This window comes from Paraburkholderia aromaticivorans (assembly GCF_002278075.1).
Classification (GTDB): domain Bacteria; phylum Pseudomonadota; class Gammaproteobacteria; order Burkholderiales; family Burkholderiaceae; genus Paraburkholderia; species Paraburkholderia aromaticivorans.
Map to the genome: position 1 here is coordinate 2,308,424 of NZ_CP022989.1, position 21,836 is coordinate 2,330,259.

Below are 21,836 nucleotides of genomic sequence, written 5' to 3' on the forward strand. Positions count from 1 at the left end.
GGTTTTGCCCGGTGCTCTGGCCCCCGCGGAATGCACTTAACCGCGGTGATTTTTTTTACGGCTGTCTTTTTGCATAGAGTTGTTTATGAGCACTGTTCCATTGACTAAGCGCGGCGCGGAAATGTTGCGCGACGAATTGCAGCGCCTGAAATCGGTTGAGCGTCCCTCGGTGATCAATTCGATCGCGGAAGCGCGTGCCCAGGGCGATCTGTCGGAAAACGCCGAATACGACGCGGCGAAGGAAAAGCAGGGCTTTATCGAGGGCCGCATTGCCGAAATCGAATCGAAGCTGGCCGGCGCGCAGGTGATCGACCCGGCGGCGGTGGAGGCGGATGGTCGCGTGGTGTTCGGTGCAACAGTGGAACTGGAAGACCTGGATTCGGGTGCGTCCGTCAAATATCAGATCGTCGGCGACGACGAAGCGGACATCGACCATGGCCTGATCTCGATCAGCTCGCCGATCGCGCGCGCCCTGATCGGCAAGTCGGAAGGCGACGTGGCGTCGGTGCAGGCACCGGGCGGCGTGCGCGAATACGAAATCATCGCGGTCAGTTACGTTTGAGCGCGCCACGGGTGCCCCAGATGCCGCATCGATTGTTCCGGTTATTGACGGTGGTGTGGGTCGGTAGTCTGTTGACTATCGGCTATGCCGTCGCACCCGTGCTGTTCAGCTCGCTCGACCGAGTGACGGCGGGCGCGGTCGCGGCGCAACTGTTTCGCATTGAAGGCGTGCTGGGTGCGGTGTGCGGCATTTTGCTGCTCGGTCTTGCGAACGTACTGGTTCGCCGCGGCGGCGATGCCTATCGACGCTTGCGCTGGCTGATCGCCGGCATGCTCGTTTGCGTGCTCGTTGGCTACTTCGCGTTGCAGCCGTTCATGAATGCCATGCGCATTGCTGCGCTCGAAGCGGGCAGCGACGTTGGCCATTCGGTGTATGCCACGCGCTTCGGCATCCTGCACGGCGTGTCGAGTCTGTTCTATCTGATCGAGAGCCTGCTTGGCGTGGCGCTTGTGTGGAAGTTGCCCGCGGGCGCGGGCGTTGCGGCGGCGGAGCAGGGTACCCGCAACGCGGCGGGTAAGGTCACGGGCTGACGCGACGCACTGGCGGAGATCTTCTGCTTGGGTGCAAACTGCGCTCGCGGTTTCGCTGAGCAATGTTGAGCTTGCGAGAAGTCCTATTCGGCAGCCGTTGCCGAGGTGCGCAGTGCGTCCGCACCTCTCGTCATTCGTTTATTTCGACGACTGATGCGAACGCTTCGCGCTGGTTTGGCGTTTCTTGGCGCGCTTGATGTTGCCGCCTTGGGTAACACGTTCATTACCGCGCACCACCACTGCTTTTGCCTTGGGCTTGCGCATCGGAATTTCGCTGGGCTTCACGACCGTCACGACGCGCGGCGCGCGGCCCTTGGCTGGCTTGGCTTCCACCGCGGCTTCACGCGCGCTCGGCAGCGCGCCGCGTTTGGCCTTCACCGCCGGTTGTGCGGCTTCCGGTTTCCAGATCACCAGCAGCTTGCCGATATGCTGGATCGGCGCGGCGTTCAGCTTGTCGCAGATTTGTTCGTAGATCGCAAGGCGCGCTTCGCGTTCGTCGCCGAACACGCGGATTTTGATGAGCTGATGAGCGCCAAGGTGGACCTTGATCTCGGAGAGCACAGCGTCGGTCAAGCCTTCGGCGCCGACGAGCACGACCGGTTTGAGCGCATGTGCCTGGGAGCGCAACTCGGCGCGTTGGTCGGAAGAGACTTTGAGGGCGGGCATGGAAAGTGGGAGACTCGACTAAAATGGCGGCACCTGCGGTCCCCGGTTCAGTCGTTCGAATGACTTGATCGAGGCGATTCAGCAGGGCGGCGCGTCAGAACAACAGAATCGCGGATGGCCGCCAGTTTTGGCGGTGGCCGCGCGAATTAACCGCGTATTATCCGCTAAAGCGTGACATCACGCAGCAAGAGTTCAACGTTTAATGGCAAAAAACAAGTTCAACACCGCGTGGCTGCATGACCACATCAACGACCCGTACGTGAAAATGGCGCAGCGGGAGGGCTATCGCGCCCGCGCAGCCTACAAGCTCAAGGAAATCGACGAGCAGGACAAGCTGATCCGCCCGGGGCAGGTCATCGTCGACCTGGGTTCCACGCCGGGCAGTTGGAGCCAGTACGCGCGCAACAAGCTTGCGAAAGGCGCCCAACGCGACGCGGAACGCGAAGGCGGGATCGACGGCACGATCATCGCGCTGGACCTGCTGCCGATGGAGCCGGTTGCCGACGTCCACTTCATTCAGGGCGACTTCCGCGAAGACTCGGTTCTCGCGCAACTGGAAGAATTGGTCGGCGAACGCCAGGTTGATCTTGTAATTTCGGATATGGCGCCCAACCTGTCGGGAGTGGCGGTGGCGGATGCCGCGCGAATCGAGCACTTATGCGATCTCGCGCTGGAATTCTCACAAAATCACTTGAAGCCGGATGGTGCCCTTTTAGTCAAATGCTTTCACGGCAGCGGTTACAGCCAGATTGTCGAAAAGTTCAAGCATCAGTTCAAGGTGGTGGGGGCCCGCAAGCCAAAGGCGTCGCGGGACAAATCGTCAGAAACGTTTATTTTGGGTAAGCATCTCAAGCGGCCCGCATAGGGGCGCTGCAGGACGGTTCCGCATCTGCCGTTAATGCGATCACGACCTCGGAAACGGGTGCTGCAATGGCCCGCTGTCCTATTTGTGTGGTAGTGAAACCTTATGGCAGGGGTCTGCGGACTGGATTAGAATGCTTTCGTGGTGCCGCAAGGCAAATGTAGGCGCCCGTCTAAGTGAAGGAGTGGTGCTTTGAACAACAATATGTTTTCGAAAGCAGCAGTGTGGCTGGTTATCGCACTGGTGCTGTTTACGGTGTTCAAGCAGTTCGACAAGCCCCGTGTCCAGGAAGGCGTTTCCTATTCGCAGTTCATGGACGACGCAAAGAACGGCAAAGTCAAGAACGTCATTGTCCAGGGGCGGAACCTCACGGTCACTCCAGCAGACGGCCAGAAGTACCAGATCGTGTCGCCCGGCGACATCTGGATGGTCGGCGATCTGATGAAGTATGGCGTTCAGGTGAGCGGCAAGGCTGATGACGAACCCAATGCGCTGGTGTCCGCGCTGTACTACCTCGGGCCGACGATCCTGATTATCGGTTTCTGGTTCTACATGATGCGACAGATGCAGGGAGGCGGGAAAGGCGGTGCGTTCTCGTTCGGTAAATCCCGTGCGCGTCTGATCGACGAAAACAACAACGCAATCAATTTCACCGACGTCGCCGGTTGCGACGAAGCCAAGGAAGAAGTCTCCGAACTGGTCGACTTCCTTCGTGATCCGCAGAAATTTCAGAAGCTGGGTGGCCGCATTCCGCGCGGCGTGCTGCTGGTCGGCCCACCGGGAACCGGTAAGACGCTGTTGGCGCGAGCCATTGCCGGCGAAGCGAAAGTGCCGTTCTTCAGCATCTCGGGTTCGGACTTCGTCGAAATGTTCGTCGGTGTCGGCGCGGCTCGTGTGCGCGACATGTTCGAGCAGGCCAAGAAGCATGCACCGTGCATCGTGTTCATCGACGAAATCGACGCGGTCGGCCGTCATCGTGGCGCTGGCATGGGCGGCGGGAACGACGAACGCGAACAGACGCTCAACCAGATGCTGGTGGAGATGGACGGCTTCGAAGCGAACTCGGGCGTGATCGTGATCGCTGCAACGAACCGCTCGGACGTGCTCGACAAGGCGCTGTTGCGTCCGGGCCGTTTCGACCGTCAGGTGTACGTGGGTCTGCCGGACATTCGCGGCCGTGAACACATCATGAAGGTCCACCTGCGCAAGGTGCCGATTTCGAACGACGTCGATGCAGCGGTGATCGCGCGCGGCACGCCGGGATTCTCGGGCGCCGATCTCGCGAACCTCGTGAACGAAGCGGCCTTGTTCGCAGCTCGCCGCGGCAAGCGCATCGTTGAAATGACGGATTTCGAAGACGCGAAGGACAAGATCTTCATGGGTCCGGAGCGCAAGTCGGCCGTGATCCGCGAAGAATCGAAGCGTGCTACGGCGTACCACGAGTCGGGCCATGCGGTGATCGCCAAGTTGCTGCCGAAGGCCGATCCGGTGCACAAGGTCACGATCATTCCGCGCGGCCGTGCCCTGGGCGTGACGTGGCAGTTGCCGGAGCATGACAACGAAACGTATTCGAAGGACTATCTGCTGGATCGTCTCGCGATCCTGTTCGGTGGCCGCGTAGCGGAAGAGTTGTTCCTGAACCTGATCAGCACTGGCGCATCGGACGACTTCAACAAGGCGACGCAAACCGCGCGTGCCATGGTGGCCCGCTTCGGCATGACGGACGCGCTCGGACCGATGGTCTATGTGGACGACGAAAACGACGCCACGCCATTTGGCCGCGGTTTCACGCGCACCATTTCGGAAGCGACGCAGCAGAAGGTCGACGCCGAAATCCGCCGTGTGCTGGACGAGCAGTACAACCTCGCGAAGCGCCTGCTGGACGAGAACCGCGACAAGGTCGAGGCAATGACCGCCGCACTGATGGAGTGGGAAACGATCGACGCTGATCAGATCAACGACATCATGGCAGGCCGTCCGCCGCGCTCGCCGAAGAGCTCGCCGCCGTCGGCAAGCGACGCCTCTTCGGGCGGCAGCCCGGGTACCGAGGTCAAGCCGGGTAGCGCAACGGCACCGGCCTGATCGGCGACCACTAGAAAGTGCGGGCCGGTGTGTATCACACCGGCCCGTTTTGCATTTATCCGTTTGCGTGAAGCACCACCACGTGTCGAAAGTCGAATTCCCTTCTTTACCTGTTCCCGAGCCATTGCAGTGTGGCCGTTTCAAGCTGACCTTTGAGCGCCCGTTGGTCATGGGCATTCTGAACGTCACACCTGATTCTTTTTCCGACGGCGGTCAATACGCGATGCGCGGTGATGCGTTGCGCCAGGCCGAGCGCATGATGCTCGACGGCGCGGACATCATCGACATCGGCGGCGAATCGACGCGGCCCGGTGCGCCGCCGGTGCCGCTCGACGAGGAACTCGAACGCGTGATTCCGCTCGTCGAGCAATTGCGCGGCGCGAATGTGCCGCTTTCGGTCGACACGTATAAGCCGGAAGTGATGCGTCACGCATTGGCTGCGGGCGCAGATTTGATCAACGACATCTGGGGCTTCCGGATGCCCGGCGCCATCGATGCGGTGCGCAGCAGTGACTGCGGACTATGCGTCATGCATATGCTCGGTGAGCCGCAGACCATGCAGCTCGGCGAGCCCGCGTATGACGACGTGGTGAGCGCGGTGCGGGAGTTTCTCGAGGAACGGGTCGCAACGCTTGCGCAGGCGGGCATCGCGCGCGAGCGCATCAGCGTGGATCCGGGTTTCGGCTTCGGCAAGGCCGTGGTCGAGCATAATTACGCGTTGCTTGCCCACCTGCGGGATACGGCGCCGCGCGCCGAGCCGTCTTATCCGATTCTTGCCGGCATGTCGCGCAAGTCGATGATCGGCGCGGTAGTGGGACGCCCGGCGCCGGAACGCGTCGCGGGCAGCATTGCGGCGGCGGTGTGCGCCGCCGAACGAGGTGCTGCGATTCTGCGCGTGCACGACGTCGCGCAAACAGTCGATGCATTGAAAGTCTGGGCAGCCATGCGCGAAGCGGCGAATCACAGCCGCACGCGCGGCTGAGCCCGTAAGCCAAGGAGGAACATAAAACATGGCACGTCGTTATTTCGGAACGGACGGCATTCGGGGCAAAGTCGGCGAAGGGCCTATTACGCCGGAATTTGTATTGCGGCTCGGCTATGCGGCCGGCAAGGTATTGGTGGGTGCGGACCGCTGGGCGAGGACGGGCACGCGGCCAACCGTGTTGATCGGTAAAGACACGCGGGTGTCGGGCTATATGCTCGAAGCGGCGCTCGAAGCGGGCTTCTCCGCGGCGGGTGTGGACGTGATGCTGGCCGGCCCGATGCCGACTCCCGGCATCGCCTATCTGACCCGCGCATTGCGGCTCGCCGCGGGCGTGGTGATCAGCGCATCGCACAATCCGTACTACGACAACGGCATCAAATTCTTCTCCGCCGACGGCAACAAGCTGCCCGACGAAGTGGAAGCGCAGATCGAAGAGCAACTCGATCAGCCGCTCGCCTGCGCGGCGTCCGAGCAACTCGGCAAGGCGCGCCGTCTTGACGACGCGGCCGGTCGTTACATCGAGTTCTGCAAGAGCACCTTTCCGGCTGCGTTTGACCTGCGCGGCCTGAAGCTGGTCGTCGACTGTGCGCACGGCGCCGCGTACGACGTCGCGCCGCATGTGTTCCACGAACTCGGCGCCGATGTGATTCCGATCGGTGTTGCGCCGAACGGTTTCAACATCAACGATGGTGTCGGCGCGACCGCACCGGATGCGCTGGTGCGCGCGGTGCGAGCGAATCATGCCGATCTCGGCATCGCGCTCGACGGCGACGCCGACCGGCTGCAGGTGGTCGATGCCGCGGGCCGCCTGTATAACGGCGATGAATTGCTGTACATCCTGGTCAAGGATCGGATTGCGACCGAGGGCAAGGTGGATGGCGCAGTCGGCACCTTGATGACGAATATGGCGGTGGAAGTCGCGTTGCAGGCTGCCGGCGTGAAGTTCGTGCGCGCGGCGGTCGGCGACCGTTACGTGCTGGAGCAGTTGCGCGAACACGGCTGGCAACTTGGGGCTGAAGGCTCCGGCCATATTCTCTCGCTCGACCGCCATTCCACCGGCGACGGCATTGTCTCCGCGTTGCTGGTGCTGGCCGCCATGAAGCGCAGCGATAAAACGCTCGCTGAGTTGCTCGACGGCGTCACGCTGTTCCCGCAAAAGCTGATCAACGTACGTATGAAGCCCGACGCGGACTGGAAGGGCAGCGATGTGATCCGCCGCGCCATTGCCAAGGCCGAGGACGCATTGAACGGCCGCGGCCGCGTGCTGATTCGCGCATCCGGCACCGAGCCGGTGCTGCGCGTGATGGTCGAAGCGGAAAATGTCGCCGACGCCGTTCATCATGCGGAGTCGATTGCCAGCGCGGTGAAGCAGGCGACAGCCTAAGCCGCGCGCCTGCAGGGCGCAGCGCGGCGGGACATCGCAGAATCGTCCCGCCGCCGGCTGGCGCTCGGGTCCGCTGGCAAGAGGCGCCGTGCAAAACAGTTGGATCCTCCAGCTATCTTTCTGGCAGCACTCCGCCTTCCGCCGTCGCGCTGCCGGACGCCTGCCGTCCACCCCCGCCTTCCGCCGTCGCGCTGCTGGACGCCTGCCGTCCACCCCGCCTTCCGTCGCCGAACTGCCAGCCGCCAGCCGCCAGCCGCCCGCTGCCCCCCACCTTTCACGCGCAAACGTTCGCGCCCCGTCTTTTTCGCCTAATCTGTAGAGCGGCGCCTTTGACCTCCTCAGACACCGGCAATCTCCCGTTTGAAAGCCTTTCATCCTAGTAATCCCACTGTCACATCCGTTTCACGGTTAGTCACGTTACTGTCACAAAGAGACCCTAAGCTTCGCGGTATTCGTGTTACTCGCTCACACCGCTCACACCTTGGAGGTCTCATGAAATTGATGCAAACCGTGTTCGCTGGCGTCGCTGGCGCGCTTTTCGCGATCGCAGCGCAAGCCGCAGACATCACCGGCGCGGGCAGCACCTTCGCAGCACCGATTTACACGAAGTGGGCCGACGCCTATCAGAAGTCCGGCGGCGGTAAGGTTAACTACCAGGGTATCGGTTCGTCGGGCGGCGTGAAGCAGATCGTCGCGAAGACCGTCGACTTCGCCGGTTCGGACGCTCCGCTGAAGGACGACGAGCTCGCCAAGGAAGGCCTGTTCCAGTTCCCGACGGTGGTCGGCGGCGTGGTACCGGTCGTCAACGTGCCGGGCGTGAAGCCGGCTGAACTGACGCTGTCGGGCGAAGTGCTCGGCGACATCTATCTGGGCAAGATCAAGAAGTGGAATGATCCGGCGATCGTTGCGCTGAACCCGAAGGTCAAGCTGCCGGATACCGACATCGCCGTGGTTCGCCGCGCCGATGGTTCGGGCACCAGCTTCATCTGGACGAACTACCTGTCGAAGGTCAACGCGGACTGGAAGTCGAAGGTCGGCGAAGGTTCGACGGTCAACTGGCCGACGGGCACGGGCGGCAAGGGTAACGACGGCGTCGCGGCCTTCGTGCAACGTCTGCCGGGCGCGATCGGCTACGTGGAATGGGCGTACGCGAAGCAGAACCACATGACGTATGTCGCGCTGAAGAACTCGTCGGGCGCGGTGGTCGAGCCGAAGACGGACACCTTCAAGGCAGCGGCAGCAGGCGCGGACTGGTCGAAGTCGTTCTACCAGATCCTGACGAACGAGCCGGGCAAGAACGCATGGCCGATCGTCGGCGCGACGTTCGTGCTGCTTCACACGACGCAGGACAAGGCGCCGCAAGGCACCGAAACGCTGAAGTTCTTCGACTGGGCATTCAAGAACGGCACGCAAGCCGCGAACGATCTGGACTACATCTCGCTGCCGGATTCGGTTGTGTCGGAAATCCGCACGCAGTGGAAGTCGAAGGTGAAGGATGCTTCGGGCAAGGCAATCGCCGAGTAAGTCGGGCGGTGTGCATCCGTAGTACGTAACACGTTGGCCGTCCTCATGTGGGGACGGCCAACGGCTTTAACCCTCGGCATTACCGGCCGCACGACACGTGTCATACGGCAACTGGAAACAGGTCCATCAGGCTCTCATGTCCGATATCCAATTAGCGTCCGGCGCGAGCAGGTCGACCCCGCCCGGCAACGCGTCGCAGCAGAAAGCGCCTGGCCGTGCCGGCGACGTGATCTTCGGCGGTCTCGCGCGCCTCGCCGCCATCATCACTTTGCTGCTGCTCGGCGGCATCATCGTGTCGCTGATCGTCGCGTCCCTGCCGTCGATCAGGCAATTCGGTCTCAGCTTCCTGTGGACCGCCGAGTGGGATCCACCCAGCAAGCAATTCGGCGCCCTGGTGCCGATCTACGGCACGATCGCCACCTCGATCATCGCGCTCATCATCGCGGTGCCCGTCAGCTTCGGCATTGCGCTTTTCCTGACTGAACTCGCGCCCGCGTGGCTGCGCCGGCCGCTCGGCATCGCGATCGAACTGCTCGCCGCGATTCCGTCGATCGTGTACGGCATGTGGGGTCTGCTGGTGTTCGCGCCGATCTTCGCGACGTGGTTCGAAAAACCGCTCGGCGCGGTGCTCGGCGGGATTCCGGTGGTCGGTGCGCTGTTTCAGGGCGCGCCGATCGGCATCGGCATCCTGTGCGCGGGTGTGATTCTCGCGATCATGATCATTCCGTACATCGCCTCGGTGATGCGCGACGTGTTCGAAGTCACGCCGGTGTTGCTGAAAGAGTCGGCTTACGGCATCGGCTGCACGACGTGGGAAGTGATGTGGAAGATCGTGCTGCCCTTCACCAAAAGCGGCGTGATCGGCGGCGTCATGCTGGGTCTGGGTCGCGCGCTTGGCGAGACCATGGCGGTCACGTTCGTGATCGGCAACACCAATCTGCTCGACAACGTGTCGCTCTTTTCGCCGGGTAACAGCATCACGTCGGCGCTTGCCAACGAATTCGCCGAAGCGGATCCGGGCCTGCATACGTCGGCGCTGATGGAGCTCGGCCTCATTCTGTTCGTGATCACTTTCATCGTGCTGGCGATTTCGAAGATCATGCTGCTTCGCCTCGAAAAAGGGGAGGGCGCGAAATGAGCCAGCCCACCTTGAATATGCCGGGTTCGACCGACGCTGCCGCGCTCGAGGCGATGCGCGTGCGTCTGCAAGGCCGCCGCCGCATGAAGAACGCGATCGCACTGACCTTGTCGCTCGCGGCGATGGCGTTCGGTCTGCTGTGGCTGATCTGGATTCTGTACACGACGTTGCGCCTGGGTGTCGGCGGCTTGTCGGTCGAGTTGTTCACGCAATCGACACCGCCGCCAAACACCGATGGCGGTGGCCTTGCCAACGCGATCGTCGGCAGCTTGATGCTGGTCGCGCTCGCCACGTTCGTGGGCACGCCGATCGGCATTCTCGCCGGCGTGTATCTTGCCGAATACGGCCAGAAAGGCTGGCTCGCGAGCCTCACGCGTTTTATCAACGACATTCTGTTGTCGGCGCCCTCGATCGTGGTCGGTCTGTTCGTGTATGCGCTGGTTGTCGCGAAGATGGGCCACTTCAGCGGCTGGGCCGGCGTGTTCGCGCTCGCGTTGCTGCAGATCCCGATCGTGATCCGCACCACCGAGAACATGCTGAAACTGGTGCCGAACGCATTGCGTGAAGCGGCGTTCGCGCTCGGCACGCCGAAGTGGAAGATGGTGCTGTCGATCACGCTGAAGGCTTCCATCGCGGGTATCGTCACCGGCGTGTTGCTCGGCGTGGCGCGCATCGCAGGCGAAACCGCGCCGCTGCTGTTCACGGCGCTGTCGAACCAGTTCTTCTCGCTGGACATGGGCCAGCCGGTCGCGAACCTGCCGGTCACGATCTACAAGTTTGCGATGAGCCCGTTCGCGCAGTGGCAATCGCTCGCGTGGGCCGGCGTCTTCCTGATCACGCTCGCGGTGCTGGGACTGAACATCCTCGCGCGCACGATCTTCACGAACAAGTAAGGGCGGAGTGTAATCCGATGAATATGGCAGAAACTCAACTCAATCCGATCGCGCGTCCCACCGCGCCCGCCGGTTTCGACCCCGTGCAAAGCGGCCAGTCGCAAGCGCCGTCGCGCCCGAAGATCGAGATCAACGACCTGAATTTCTTCTACGGCAAGTATCACGCGCTGAAGAACATCAACCTGCAGATCCCGGAAGGCAAGGTGACCGCGTTCATCGGTCCGTCGGGTTGCGGCAAGTCCACGCTGCTGCGCACGCTCAACAAGATGTACGCGCTCTATCCGGAGCAGCGTGCCGAGGGCGAGATCCTGATGGACGGCGAAAACCTGCTGACCTCCAAGCGCGATATCTCGCTGCTGCGCGCGCGGATCGGCATGGTGTTCCAGAAGCCGACGCCGTTTCCGATGTCGATCTACGACAACATCGCATTCGGTGTGAAGATGTTCGAGACGCTGCCGCGCTCGGAAATGGACGACCGCGTGGAATGGGCGCTGACCAAGGCCGCGCTATGGAACGAAGTGAAGGACAAGCTCGGGCAGAGCGGCTACGGTCTGTCGGGCGGTCAGCAGCAGCGTCTGTGCATTGCGCGCGGCATCGCGATCCGTCCCGAAGTACTCCTGCTCGACGAGCCGTGTTCGGCGCTGGACCCGATCTCGACGGGCCGCATCGAAGAGCTGATCGCCGAACTGAAGAGCGACTACACGGTGGTGATCGTCACGCACAACATGCAACAGGCGGCCCGCTGTTCGGACTACACTGCCTATATGTACCTCGGCGAGTTGATCGAATTCGGCGACACCGAAAAGATCTTCATCAAGCCGGTCCGCAAAGAAACCGAGGACTACATCACTGGCCGCTTCGGCTAAATCGCCGAGCCAAACAAGGGAGTACGACATGTCCGACAAACACCTGTCCAGCCAGTTCGACGCCGACCTGAATCTGGTTTCCTCCAAGGTGCTCGAAATGGGCGGCCTGGTCGAATCGCAGATCGTCAAGGCCATGCAGGCGCTCAACGAATTCGATCTCGACATCGCCGAGCAGGTGATCGCCGCGGAAGAGCGTCTGAACAAGATGGAAGTGGAGATCGACGAAGAGTGCAGCAATATCATCGCGCGCCGTCAGCCGGCCGCGCGTGACCTGCGTCTCTTGATCGCGATTTCGAAGACCATCACGAATCTCGAGCGCGCCGGCGACGAAGCCGAAAAAATCGCCAAGCGTACCAAGCGGTTGATGGAAGACGGCGCCTCGCGCACCATCAACATCGCCGAGATCAAGTTGTCGGGTGAAATGGCGGTGTCGATTCTGCGCCGCGCGCTCGACGCGTTCGCGCGCCTCGACACGGTTGCCGCCGCGCAGATCGTGCGCGACGATAAGGCGATCGACGAAGAATTCCGCGCTTTCGTGCGCAAGCTGATTTCGTACATGACGGAAGATCCGCGTTCGATCTCGGTGGGCCTCGACTTTCTGTTCATCGCCAAGGCGATCGAGCGGATCGGCGACCACGCGAAGAACATCGCGGAGTTCATCATTTACATCGTGAAGGGCACCGACGTACGGCACAAGTCGCGCGACGCGCTCGAACGCGAAGCACTCAGTTAATCCAGACATAAGGACCAGAGGTGCCGATGCCCAGCAGCATTCTCGTCATTGAAGATGAGCCCGCCATTTCCGAACTGATTTCGGTCAATCTTCAACACGCCGGACACTGCCCGATTCGCGCGTACAACGCGGAGCAGGCGCAAAACCTGATCAGCGACGTACTGCCCGACCTCGTGCTGCTCGACTGGATGTTGCCGGGGAAATCGGGCATTGCGTTCGCGCGTGATCTGCGCAACAACGAGCGCACGAAGCATATCCCGATCATCATGCTGACCGCGCGTGGCGACGAGCAGGACAAGGTGCTCGGCCTCGAAATCGGCGCCGACGACTACGTCACCAAGCCGTTCTCGCCGAAAGAACTGATGGCGCGCATCAAGGCGGTGCTGCGCCGCCGTGCGCCGCAGTTGACCGAAGACGTGGTCGCGATCAACGGCCTGAAGCTCGATCCGGCCACACACCGCGTGGCCGCGCATGCCGAAGGCAGCGAGATCAAGCTCGAACTCGGCCCGACGGAATTCCGTCTGCTGCATTTCTTCATGACGCACCCGGAGCGCGTGCACAGCCGCACGCAACTGCTCGATCAGGTGTGGGGCGATCACGTGTTCGTCGAAGAGCGCACGGTCGACGTGCATATCAAGCGCCTGCGTGCGGCCCTCAAGCCGGCCGGGTGCGATGCTATGATTGAGACGGTGCGCGGCAGCGGCTACCGGCTCGCGAAGAGCGCCTGACGTTCACGGTGGCGGCTTACCGGCCGAACGCACCGGGTGCGTCATCGCCGCTGTTCGTCACGCTTCGCCACGTTCGGCGCCGCGATTTTCCCTTCCGGCGCTTACGCTTCTTTCTTCGATCGCTAGACCATGAACATCATCTGGGCGCGCTCCATCGTGTCGGTCGTGCTGCTGGCTGTTCTGTGCGTGGTGGTCGGCGCACTGGTGAACGTCAAGGCAGCGCTCGTCCTCGCGATCGTCATGCTGCTCGCGCAGAGCGTTTTCAGCACCTTCCATAAGCAGCGGCTGTGGCATTTGCTCGATGCGCCGGTGTACGGCGAAGTGCCGAGCGCCCCCGGCATCTGGGGCGAAATCTACTACCGTTTGCACAAGCTCGCGAAGCGCTGGCACGCCCAGGTGCGTCAGGTCGAGCAGCAGCATTCGCGTTTCATTCAGGCCATCCAGGCTTCGCCGAACGGCGTGGCGATGCTCGACGATCATGATCAGATCGAGTGGTGCAACGCGATCTCCGAACTCCATTTCGGACTGGATGCGAAGCGCGATCTGCGCCAGCACATCACCCATCTGGTGCGTCAGCCGGAGTTCGTGCGTTACCTGAATTCGCATCGGTACGAAGAGATGCTGATCATGCGCGGCATGGGCGACAAACGGCAAAACGTGCTCTCGGTGCAGGTCTTTCCGTACGGCGAAAACCGCAAGCTGGTGCTCTCGCAGGACATCACCGAACTGGAGCGGACCGACGCGATGCGCCGCGACTTCGTCGCCAATGTTTCGCATGAGTTGAAGACGCCGCTCACGGTGCTCTCGGGCTTTCTCGAGACCATGCGTGAATTGCCGTTGAGCGAGGGCGAACGTTCGCGCTATCTCGAACTGATGGAGCAGCAAGCTTCGCGCATGCGCCACATCGTCAGCGATCTGCTGGTGCTCGCCAAACTCGAGGGCGACAACAAGCCGCCGAGCGATCAGATGATCGACATGCGCGCGGTGTTGCGGCATTTGCGCGACGACGCGCATAGCCTGTCGAGCGATCATCACAAGATCGTGTTCGATGCCGACGAAGGGCTCACCGTCACCGGCGTCGAAACGGAAATTCTCAGCGCGTTCGGCAATCTCGTCACGAACGCGATCCGCTACACGCCGGACGGCGGCGCCATCAAGGTGTTTTGGCACGCGCAAGGCGGTCATGCGGTGTTTTCGGTGACGGACAGCGGACTGGGCATTCCCGCCGCGGATATTCCGCGGCTGACCGAGCGCTTCTATCGCGTCGATCGCAGCCGTTCGCGCGACACAGGCGGTACGGGCCTCGGACTCGCGATCGTCAAACATGTGCTGCAACGTCACGATGCGCAGCTCGACGTGAAGAGCGAAGAGGGGCGGGGCAGCACGTTTACGGTGCGCTTCCCGGTGTATCGCACGGCGCGCCGGCAACCGGCACCGGTTTGACGTAACTGACCCGGCCTGTAAAAAAGCCCGCGCGTAGCGGGCTTTTTTACGCGCGTCGCGATTCCTCGCGGCTCGCCGAAGCGAGCGCAACATCACGAACAGAATTTCCCCAGCAGACTCATCTGCGCGTTGCGCGAGGACTTGCCCGGCCGGCGGCGCCGATAATGCCCGTCGCTTTGCATCAGCCACGCGGACTGATTGTCGCCGAGAAACGCCGACAGACCCTCGGCGATCACGCGCCGCTTAAGACGCCGGTTGTTGACCGGGAACGCGACTTCCACGCGGCGGAAGAAATTGCGGTCCATCCAGTCGGCGCTCGACAGATACACCTGTTCCTTGCCATCGTCGTAGAAGTAGAAGATACGGTGATGTTCGAGAAAACGCCCGACGATCGAGCGCACGGTGATGTTCTCCGAGAGGCCCGCCACGCCCGGCTGCAACGAACACACGCCACGCACGATCAGATCGATCTTCACGCCGGCCCGCGCGGCTTCATACAACTCGGCGATCACCGTGGGTTCGAGCAGCGCGTTCATCTTCGCGACGATGCGCGCCTTCTTGCCAGCGCGCGCATGCTCGGCTTCGGCGCGAATCGCCTCGACCAGTTTGGGATGCAGCGTAAACGGCGATTGCCACAACTCGTGCAGCTTCAGTTCGCCGCCAATGCCGGTCAGCTGCTGGAACACGTGATGCACGTCTTCGCAGATTTTCTGATCGGCGGTCATCAGGCCGAAGTCGGTGTAAAGACGCGCGGTACGTGGATGATAGTTGCCGGTGCCGAGGTGGACGTAACGCTTGAGCGTGGTCTTGCCGCCCACCGACACGCGTCGCACGATCAGCATCATCTTCGCATGGCACTTGTGGCCCACCACGCCGTACACGACGTGCGCGCCGACCGCTTCGAGCTGCGAGGCCCAGTTGATGTTGGTTTCTTCGTCGAAACGCGCGAGCAGTTCCACCACCACCGTGACTTCCTTGCCATTGCGCGCGGCTTGCATCAGCGCGTCCATCAGCGGCGAATCGGTGCCGGTGCGGTAGATGGTCTGCTTGATGGCCACCACGTTCGGATCTTTGGCCGCCTGCAGCAACAGTTCGAGCACGGGCTGAAAACTTTCGTACGGGTGATGCAGCAACACGTCGCCCTGATCGATCACATCGAACATGCTGGTGCTGTTCGCGATCTGCGGCGGAATCGCGGGAATGTGCGGCACGAATTTCAGATCGGGGCGGTCCACCATCTCCGGCAATTGCATCAGCCGCACCAGATTGACGGGGCCGTCGGCGTAATAGCAATCCTTATTGGACAGGCTGCTTTCGTCGAGCAGGCGCCGCACCACATGCGTGGGCGTGTCCGCCGACACTTCGAGCCGCACCGCATTGCCCAGATGCCGCGCCGGCAATTCACCCTGCAGCGCGACACGCAGGTTGGTGATTTCGTCTTCGTCGACGAACAGTTCGCTGTTACGCGTGATGCGAAACTGATTGCAACTGCGCACGACGAGATTCGGAAACAGCTCGCCGACAAAGCGCTGCAACAACGAGCTCAGCAGCACGAAGCCGTGCGGATATCCCGACAGGTCTTGCGGCATGCGCACGAGCCTGGGCAGCGCGCGCGGCGCCTGCACGATACCCATCATTGCCTGACGGCCGAACGCGTCTTTGCCTTCCAGTTCGACGACGAAGTTCAGGCTCTTGTTGAGCACACGTGGAAACGGATGCGCAGGATCGAGGCCGATCGGCGTGAGCACCGGCAACAGTTCGTCGAAGAAGTAGTTGCGCGCCCATTCGGTCTGCGCTTCGTTCCACGCTTCCGTGCCGTGAAAATAGATGCCTTCCGCTTCGAGCGCGGTGAGCACGGTGTCGTGCAGCATGGTGTATTGACGATGCACGAGCTTCTGCGCGCGTTCGACCACGAGGTCGTAGACGTGCTGCAGCGACATGCCGTCCGGCGACAGCGCGCCGGGGTTGTCGCGCATCTGCTCCTGCAGTCCGGCCATGCGGACTTCGAAGAATTCGTCGAGATTGCTACTGGTGATGCAGATGAAGCGCAGGCGTTCGAGCAAAGGGACGGCTGGGTCGGCAGCTTGTGCCAACACACGCTCGTTGAAACCCAGAATGCCCAGCTCGCGATTCAATAAGGGGTAGCGGATGGACATCGGCAGCGAGAATGGAATGTCGGGAAGAGAGGCGGAAAGACGCTCGGAAATTCTCACAGTATGATGACGTTGTTATGACATTCTCGATGTTTTAAATTTTACGCCGGATTCGCTGCGTGTCGTCAATATGACGCAGTTCATATGGGAGCATAGTTCCCCCCAACGCTGCGAGGTGACATCGTGAGCTCCGGTACGCTTAGAATGGCGTCTTTGAACAGCGCGGCTGGCCAGAAGGCGCCCAAGGCACCGAGTGGGCACCCGGCTTCCCACGCATCTTCCGCCGCCGCGCTCGCGCGCATGGAGTCCGCTTACTCGATGGTCACTACGCCACAACTCCTCGCTGCCGTCGATCTCGGCTCGAACAGCTTCCGGCTGATCGTCGGCCGGGTCGAGGAAACCGACGCAGGCAGCCAGATTTATCAGGTGGACGCGTTGCGCGAGCCGGTCCGTCTGGCGGCCGGCCTGTCGCGCGACAAGATGCTCGACCGCGCGTCGCAGGTGCGCGGATGGGACGCGCTCAAGCGTTTCGGCGAGCGTCTGCGCGACTTTCACCCCGACCACGTGCGCGCGGTCGCCACCAATACGTTGCGCATCGCCAAGAACGCCGGCGAATTTCTCGGCGAGGCGCAAGCCGCGCTGGGTTTTCCGATCGAGGTCATTGCCGGGCGCGAAGAAGCACGCCTGATCTACGCGGGCGCTGCACACTCCGTGCCTGCGAGCCCCGGTAAGCGCCTCGTGGTCGATATCGGCGGTGGTTCGACGGAATTCATCATCGGCTCGCATTACACGCCGATCAAGATGGAGAGCCTGTATATCGGCTGTGTGAGCCATAGCCGCGCGTTTTTCCCGGCCGGCAACGTCGACGAATACACCATGCGCCAGGCCGAACTCGCCGCGGGGCGCGAAATCCAGATCATTTCCGCCGAGTACAAGAAAACCGGCTGGGAACAGGCGATCGGCTCGTCGGGCACCGCGCGCGCGCTCGCCGAACTGGTTGAAGCGAACGGCTTCAACGATCCGGGCATCACGCACGGCATCTCGCGCGGTGGGCTCGAACGGCTCAAGCGCGCGCTGATCAAGGCGGAGAACGTCAATCGGCTGAAGCTCGTCGCGTTGAAGGGCGATCGCGTTCCGGTGCTGGCCGGTGGCCTGTCGATCATGATCGCGGTGTTCGACGAACTCGGCGTCGAATATGTCGACACCACGGACGGCGCGTTGCGCCTGGGCGTGCTGTACGACCTGCTGGGCCGTTCGCAGCACGAAGACATGCGCACGGTGACGGCGGAGGGTTTCATGCGCCGCTATGGCGTGGATCGGGCCCAGGCGGGGCGCATCGGCGAACTCGCGGTGCGCTTTTACGACCAGTTCGCGGAACCCGACGAAGAACGCCGGGCGGAAAACCGCATGTTTATCGGCTGGGCGGCGGCGCTGCACGAAATCGGCCTGTCGATCTCGCACAGCGCGTATCACAAGCATTCGGCCTACATTGCCAGCAACGCGGACATGCCGGGCTTTTCACGCACCGACCAGGCGCGGCTCGCCGCGCTCGTGCTCGGTCACGCGGGCAAACTCGGCAAGCTGTCGCAAACGCGCGAAGTGGAATGGCCGCTGCTGTTCTGTCTGCGGCTCGCTGCGCTGCTGTGCCGCCGGCGTGCGGATGTCGGCTTGCCGGGTATTTCGGTGGCGCAGGTCAACGGCGGTTATGAGGTGCGTTTGCCGAACGAGTGGGTGGCCAACAATCCGCTCACCGACTACAGCCTGATTCAGGAAGCCGCGGAGTGGGAAAAGGTCGGCATTCCATATCGCGTGGTCTATACGGACGATTGAGGCGCTGCGCCTCGCGCATGAATGAAAAAGCCCGGCATGTCGCCGGGTTTTTTTTACTGCCGTTTGTTTGCCGGCGCGCATCGAGGCGCGCCGTGCGGCCGAGTTCGCTCAGCGCGGCAATGCATCGCCGAGGAAATGGCGAGCGTAACGCGCATTGATATCGGACAAACGGAACAGCGTCAGAAAATCCGCGGTATTGAAGTCGGGATCCCATGCCGGTGCGCCGCAAATTTTGGCGCCGAGGCGCAGATAGCCCTTCACGAGCGGCGGCGGGGCCACTTCGGCGCCCGTTTGCAATTCGTCGACCGGCAACGGCGTGTGCGGAAACGCGCGATATTCCGGCGCAGTCAGCGCGCTTTCGCGCAGCGAGCAATAGAGATTCGCCGCGTAGTGGCCGCCGTCGACCATCGCGACACTCGCGCAGCCGAGCATCGTCTCGTAGCCGTTGTGCTTCATGTAGGCGGCGAGACCGGCCCACAGCGACATGATCACCGAGCCGCTGCGATAGTCGGGATGCACGCATGACCGGCCCACTTCGACCATCTTGGCGCGCAGGTGCGTCAGGCGCGACACGTCGAATTCGCTTTCTGCATACAGGCGGCCGATCCGCGCGGCCTGATGCGGCGGCAACGCGCGATACGTGCCGACCACTTTCAGCGTGTCGAGATCGCGTACCAGCAGGTGGTCGCAATAGGTATCGAACGAATCGACGTCGAGACCCGCGGGGCCCGTCAGGCGTGCGCCCATTTCGTCGGCGAACACGCGGTAGCGCAGACGCTGCGCTTCGCGCAGTTCCTCGTCGGTACGCGCCCACGTCACCTGCAGACGATGCTGGGCGGTGACCGTCTCCTCCGCGCGCGGCAGACGGCGCGACTCGAAGATCGAAGCGAGGGGCAGGGTAGGCGTCGGCAGTTCTCGCATGGGGGGTCCTGGTCGAAAAAAGGGAGATTTCTTTTTTCGCCAATGTAGTAACGCCTGGTGACGCTCGCATGGCAAAGCCGTGACGATTGGATGACTGCGCGTAAGCTGCGTGCGCGCGCCTTGTAATGTCGCCGGTGGGGCCGGCGAGTGTCGGCGCCGCGCGAAAGGAGCTGGGAGGGGTGTTGGTCTCGCGAAAGGAGCGGGGGTGCTGTTCCCGAGCGAGGGGCGCGGCGTGGTGGTGTTCCCTAGCGAAAGCAATGGAATGGCGCAACAGTTTGGAGAGGCACATGCCCCGGGCTGCGCGATCCCGATGATGCGCGTAGCGCGTGCAAGGCATGCGAGGCGCGCGACCAGTGCGACCACCGCGACCACCGCGACCACCGCGACCACCGCGACCACCGCGACCGGCCCGGCGGCATTCGGGCGCCGCGTGGTTTCTTATGGGGCAGGCCCGCTTGAACCGATTCAGACCAGATCGGGGCTCATCGCGGCGCGCAGCACGGCCTGGTCGTCGCCGTCACGTTCACGGCTCGCAATCCACCATACGCCCGCTTTCTTGAGCGGCCAGCTCGCTTCGCTATCCCCGAGCAGGCGGGCGGCAACGTGGCCGAGCGTCGGTTGATGGCCGACGATCACCACCGTCTGCGCGACGCCCTTGGGCCAGCCGGCCGCTTCGAGCACATTGTCCGCGCTGGCGTTGGGCGCGAGTTCGCGCACGACGCGATACTGATCGCTCAAGGTCTCGGCGGTCTGGATGGTGCGCACGGCCGGGCTCACGAGCACGACGGCGTCAGCGGGCAGCCGGGTGCGCAGCCATTTGGCCACGCTTTGCGCCTGCTTGCGGCCACGAGTGGTGAGCGCTCGCGCGAGGTCCGTGCTGGCGATGTCTTCGGCTTCGGCGTGACGCCAAAGGATCAGATCCATGCGTGTCTCCTTGACTCTGTTGCGGCGCTTGTGCCTGAGGCGACACGCGCCGGGTTTTGATCACTGTCGCACGCGGGCCCGTGCGGCCGCAAGGCGACGGCTCGGGCGGACCGTGAAAAGCGCCGCAGCAGGGCGCTCGCAGTCGGTGTTCGCAGTTGATCGCGCTGTTGGTCGCGCTGTTGGTCGCGCAGTTGGTCGTCACAGCCTGTCGTCGTAGTTGATCGTCGCAGTTGATAGTTCCTTATCGCGCCTTATCGCGCCTTATCGCACCATGTCGCAAGCGCGAAGCCCAAAAGCAAAAACCCGCGAAGCCGGAGGCTACGCGGGTTTCGTGTTGCTTTTCGTGGTCGGAGCGAAAGGATTCGAACCTTCGACCCTCTGATCCCAAATCAGATGCGCTACCAGGCTGCGCTACGCTCCGACGAATCCGAGATTCTACGTGGCATTGGGTGCCAGAGTCAATCACGATTTGCGCCGCACCGAAACGCACGCTCAAATGCGACTCACGGCCGCGTCCGTTATATGCGTCCCATCAGCAGCAAGACGATCACGATGATCAGCACGACGCCCACGAGTCCGGTGGGCCGGTAGCCCCAGCCGCTGCTATACGGCCAGCTCGGCAGCGCACCGATCAGCAGGAGGATGAGCACGATAAGCAGTATGGTTCCGATGGTCATTCTGGTTTCTCCCTGTCTAGCCTTAGCCAGTTAGTCTGGTTGGTTCGGCGCGTTCACGCCGGGACATTTGCGCGCAATCTGCGCGCGCCTTGCAGGCTGTAGCGCAGCAAGGCGTGTGCCCGACGGACGGAAGGCGATGAGTGAGATTGGCGGCGTCGACCTTCGAGCGGGCAGCGTTCAACCTCGAGCGTTGCGCGGCCGTGCGCTCGCAGGCAAGCGGTTTGCGACGCGTGGGTCAAGCAGGGGATTTAGCGCGAAAAGCGCCGATGCCGGGCCTAAGCCACCGCGCATTGTTTTGACGTGCGGCCGCCGCGCTTGCTTCCTGCGCGAGGCACAACCAAACCCCGGCCGCCGCAGCCACGCCGCAGCCTGGAGATCATCGTCCGGCGGTCGGTTTCCCGTTCAGTGCCGGCGACGCATCCAATGCGGCATCTGCTGATGAGTGAGCCAGTGATGCACCATGCCTTCGCCGTCGTGTTCGCGCCGATACGTTCTCGCTTCAAAAATCGACAGCGCGAGTAACACGAGCAGGCCTATTGCGAGTCCGATCAGGCCCGCGATCGTTTCAGCATCCATGGCAGCCTCCTTTGACATGCGGCGGTGACTTTATAGTAGATCACACGCGACCAAATGGGAGGAGCACGCCGCTCGTCACGGCATCAGGGATTACGCTTTGCGGTTAGACTCTCGGCGCTTGCGTCTGCCGGGTCACTACTGGGCCGCCGCTTTTCAAATTTTGCTTCGAGAGACTACCTGTTTATGATCCGTGTTCCGACGCTTGCGTTGCTGTTGATTGCCGGCCTTGCCGGCTGTGCGGACAATCCGTCCGGCCACCATGGCGGCCAGCCGCCGCAAGATCCCGCCGACTATCACGGTGTCCCCACCGACACGCGGCCGCCAACGCTGGTGCCGGCGCCGGTTGCGCCTTGAGCGTC

At 62.4% G+C, this 21,836-nt stretch carries 21 protein-coding genes and 1 tRNA gene; 15 read left to right on the plus strand and 7 right to left on the minus strand.

What is annotated here, in order from left to right; translation table 11 throughout:
• The first annotated feature begins 85 nt into the window (after positions 1–85).
• Together greA and CJU94_RS10635 are read left to right on the plus strand one after the other, a co-directional pair.
• Complete coding sequence (greA, locus tag CJU94_RS10630) at positions 86–562, plus strand: transcription elongation factor GreA (protein ID WP_012433846.1); 477 nt, start codon at positions 86–88, stop codon at positions 560–562.
• 20 nt (positions 563–582) lie between these two features.
• Positions 583–1,092 carry a DUF4149 domain-containing protein gene (locus tag CJU94_RS10635; RefSeq protein WP_095418652.1) on the plus strand — a complete coding sequence of 170 codons (510 nt, stop codon included), beginning with the start codon at positions 583–585 and terminating at the stop codon, positions 1,090–1,092.
• 138 nt (positions 1,093–1,230) lie between these two features.
• Here the strand turns inward: CJU94_RS10635 and CJU94_RS10640 are convergent, their stop codons facing one another.
• Positions 1,231–1,758 carry a YhbY family RNA-binding protein gene (locus tag CJU94_RS10640; protein ID WP_095418653.1) on the minus strand — a complete coding sequence of 176 codons (528 nt, stop codon included), beginning with the start codon at positions 1,756–1,758 and terminating at the stop codon, positions 1,231–1,233.
• A gap of 202 nt (positions 1,759–1,960) precedes the next feature.
• Here CJU94_RS10640 and CJU94_RS10645 point away from each other — a divergent pair, with 202 nt between their 5' ends.
• The 11 genes from CJU94_RS10645 (at position 1,961) to phoR (ending at position 14,396) form a co-directional block, all read left to right on the plus strand.
• Complete coding sequence (locus CJU94_RS10645) at positions 1,961–2,623, plus strand: RlmE family RNA methyltransferase (protein ID WP_091792604.1); 663 nt, start codon at positions 1,961–1,963, stop codon at positions 2,621–2,623.
• 189 nt (positions 2,624–2,812) lie between these two features.
• On the plus strand, positions 2,813–4,702 hold the full coding sequence (gene ftsH / locus CJU94_RS10650; RefSeq protein WP_006051983.1) for an ATP-dependent zinc metalloprotease FtsH: 1,890 nt from the start codon (positions 2,813–2,815) through the stop codon (positions 4,700–4,702).
• 169 nt (positions 4,703–4,871) lie between these two features.
• Positions 4,872–5,684, plus strand: coding sequence for a dihydropteroate synthase (gene folP / locus CJU94_RS10655; protein ID WP_244220954.1), 813 nt, complete (start codon positions 4,872–4,874; stop codon positions 5,682–5,684).
• Positions 5,685–5,712: 28 nt separating this feature from the next.
• Entirely contained in the window at positions 5,713–7,071 is a 1,359-nt protein-coding gene (glmM, locus tag CJU94_RS10660) for a phosphoglucosamine mutase (protein WP_095418655.1), read from the plus strand.
• Positions 7,072–7,563: 492 nt separating this feature from the next.
• A complete protein-coding gene (gene pstS, locus CJU94_RS10670; RefSeq protein WP_095418656.1) occupies positions 7,564–8,595 on the plus strand; it encodes a phosphate ABC transporter substrate-binding protein PstS in 1,032 nt (343 codons plus the stop codon).
• A gap of 136 nt (positions 8,596–8,731) precedes the next feature.
• A complete protein-coding gene (gene pstC, locus CJU94_RS10675) occupies positions 8,732–9,733 on the plus strand; it encodes a phosphate ABC transporter permease PstC (RefSeq protein WP_095418657.1) in 1,002 nt (333 codons plus the stop codon).
• The gene (gene pstA, locus CJU94_RS10680; RefSeq protein ID WP_095418658.1) at positions 9,730–10,626 is read left to right on the plus strand and encodes a phosphate ABC transporter permease PstA; all 897 of its coding nucleotides are present in this window, start codon (positions 9,730–9,732) and stop codon (positions 10,624–10,626) included. Before pstC ends, pstA begins: the two co-directional genes overlap by 4 nt.
• Positions 10,627–10,643: 17 nt before the next feature.
• Positions 10,644–11,492 (plus strand): phosphate ABC transporter ATP-binding protein PstB, encoded by an 849-nt coding sequence (pstB, locus tag CJU94_RS10685; protein ID WP_095418659.1) that lies wholly within the window; start codon positions 10,644–10,646, stop codon positions 11,490–11,492.
• Between the two features lie 28 nt (positions 11,493–11,520).
• Positions 11,521–12,225, plus strand: a complete 705-nt coding sequence (gene phoU, locus CJU94_RS10690; protein ID WP_091792610.1) for a phosphate signaling complex protein PhoU — start codon at positions 11,521–11,523, stop codon at positions 12,223–12,225.
• Positions 12,226–12,251: 26 nt separating this feature from the next.
• Positions 12,252–12,953: a phosphate regulon transcriptional regulator PhoB gene (gene phoB, locus CJU94_RS10695; protein WP_095418660.1), complete on the plus strand. Its 702-nt coding sequence runs from the start codon at positions 12,252–12,254 to the stop codon at positions 12,951–12,953.
• Between the two features lie 129 nt (positions 12,954–13,082).
• Positions 13,083–14,396 carry a phosphate regulon sensor histidine kinase PhoR gene (gene phoR / locus CJU94_RS10700; protein WP_095418661.1) on the plus strand — a complete coding sequence of 438 codons (1,314 nt, stop codon included), beginning with the start codon at positions 13,083–13,085 and terminating at the stop codon, positions 14,394–14,396.
• A 92-nt stretch (positions 14,397–14,488) separates the two neighbouring features.
• Here phoR and ppk1 read toward each other — a convergent pair whose 3' ends face one another.
• Entirely contained in the window at positions 14,489–16,552 is a 2,064-nt protein-coding gene (gene ppk1 / locus CJU94_RS10705; protein WP_095418662.1) for a polyphosphate kinase 1, read from the minus strand.
• Positions 16,553–16,753: 201 nt separating this feature from the next.
• Between ppk1 and ppx the strand changes: the two genes are divergently transcribed.
• The gene (gene ppx / locus CJU94_RS10710; RefSeq protein WP_095418663.1) at positions 16,754–18,379 is read left to right on the plus strand and encodes an exopolyphosphatase; all 1,626 of its coding nucleotides are present in this window, start codon (positions 16,754–16,756) and stop codon (positions 18,377–18,379) included.
• A 108-nt stretch (positions 18,380–18,487) separates the two neighbouring features.
• Here the strand turns inward: ppx and CJU94_RS10715 are convergent, their stop codons facing one another.
• The 5 genes from CJU94_RS10715 to CJU94_RS41375 form a co-directional block, all read right to left on the minus strand.
• Positions 18,488–19,300 carry a GNAT family N-acetyltransferase gene (locus CJU94_RS10715; protein WP_095418664.1) on the minus strand — a complete coding sequence of 271 codons (813 nt, stop codon included), beginning with the start codon at positions 19,298–19,300 and terminating at the stop codon, positions 18,488–18,490.
• Positions 19,301–19,765: 465 nt separating this feature from the next.
• Positions 19,766–20,224 (minus strand): phosphohistidine phosphatase SixA, encoded by a 459-nt coding sequence (gene sixA / locus CJU94_RS10720; protein ID WP_095418665.1) that lies wholly within the window; start codon positions 20,222–20,224, stop codon positions 19,766–19,768.
• Positions 20,225–20,568: 344 nt separating this feature from the next.
• Positions 20,569–20,645, minus strand: a tRNA-Pro gene (locus CJU94_RS10725).
• Between the two features lie 97 nt (positions 20,646–20,742).
• Positions 20,743–20,901, minus strand: a complete 159-nt coding sequence (locus tag CJU94_RS10730) for a DUF3309 family protein (RefSeq protein ID WP_091792618.1) — start codon at positions 20,899–20,901, stop codon at positions 20,743–20,745.
• A 402-nt stretch (positions 20,902–21,303) separates the two neighbouring features.
• On the minus strand, positions 21,304–21,477 hold the full coding sequence (locus CJU94_RS41375) for a hypothetical protein (protein ID WP_167397525.1): 174 nt from the start codon (positions 21,475–21,477) through the stop codon (positions 21,304–21,306).
• 183 nt (positions 21,478–21,660) lie between these two features.
• On the opposite strand from CJU94_RS41375, the gene CJU94_RS41380 reads away from it, so the two are divergent.
• On the plus strand, positions 21,661–21,831 hold the full coding sequence (locus CJU94_RS41380; protein ID WP_167397526.1) for a hypothetical protein: 171 nt from the start codon (positions 21,661–21,663) through the stop codon (positions 21,829–21,831).
• The last annotated feature ends 5 nt before the right edge of the window (positions 21,832–21,836 follow it).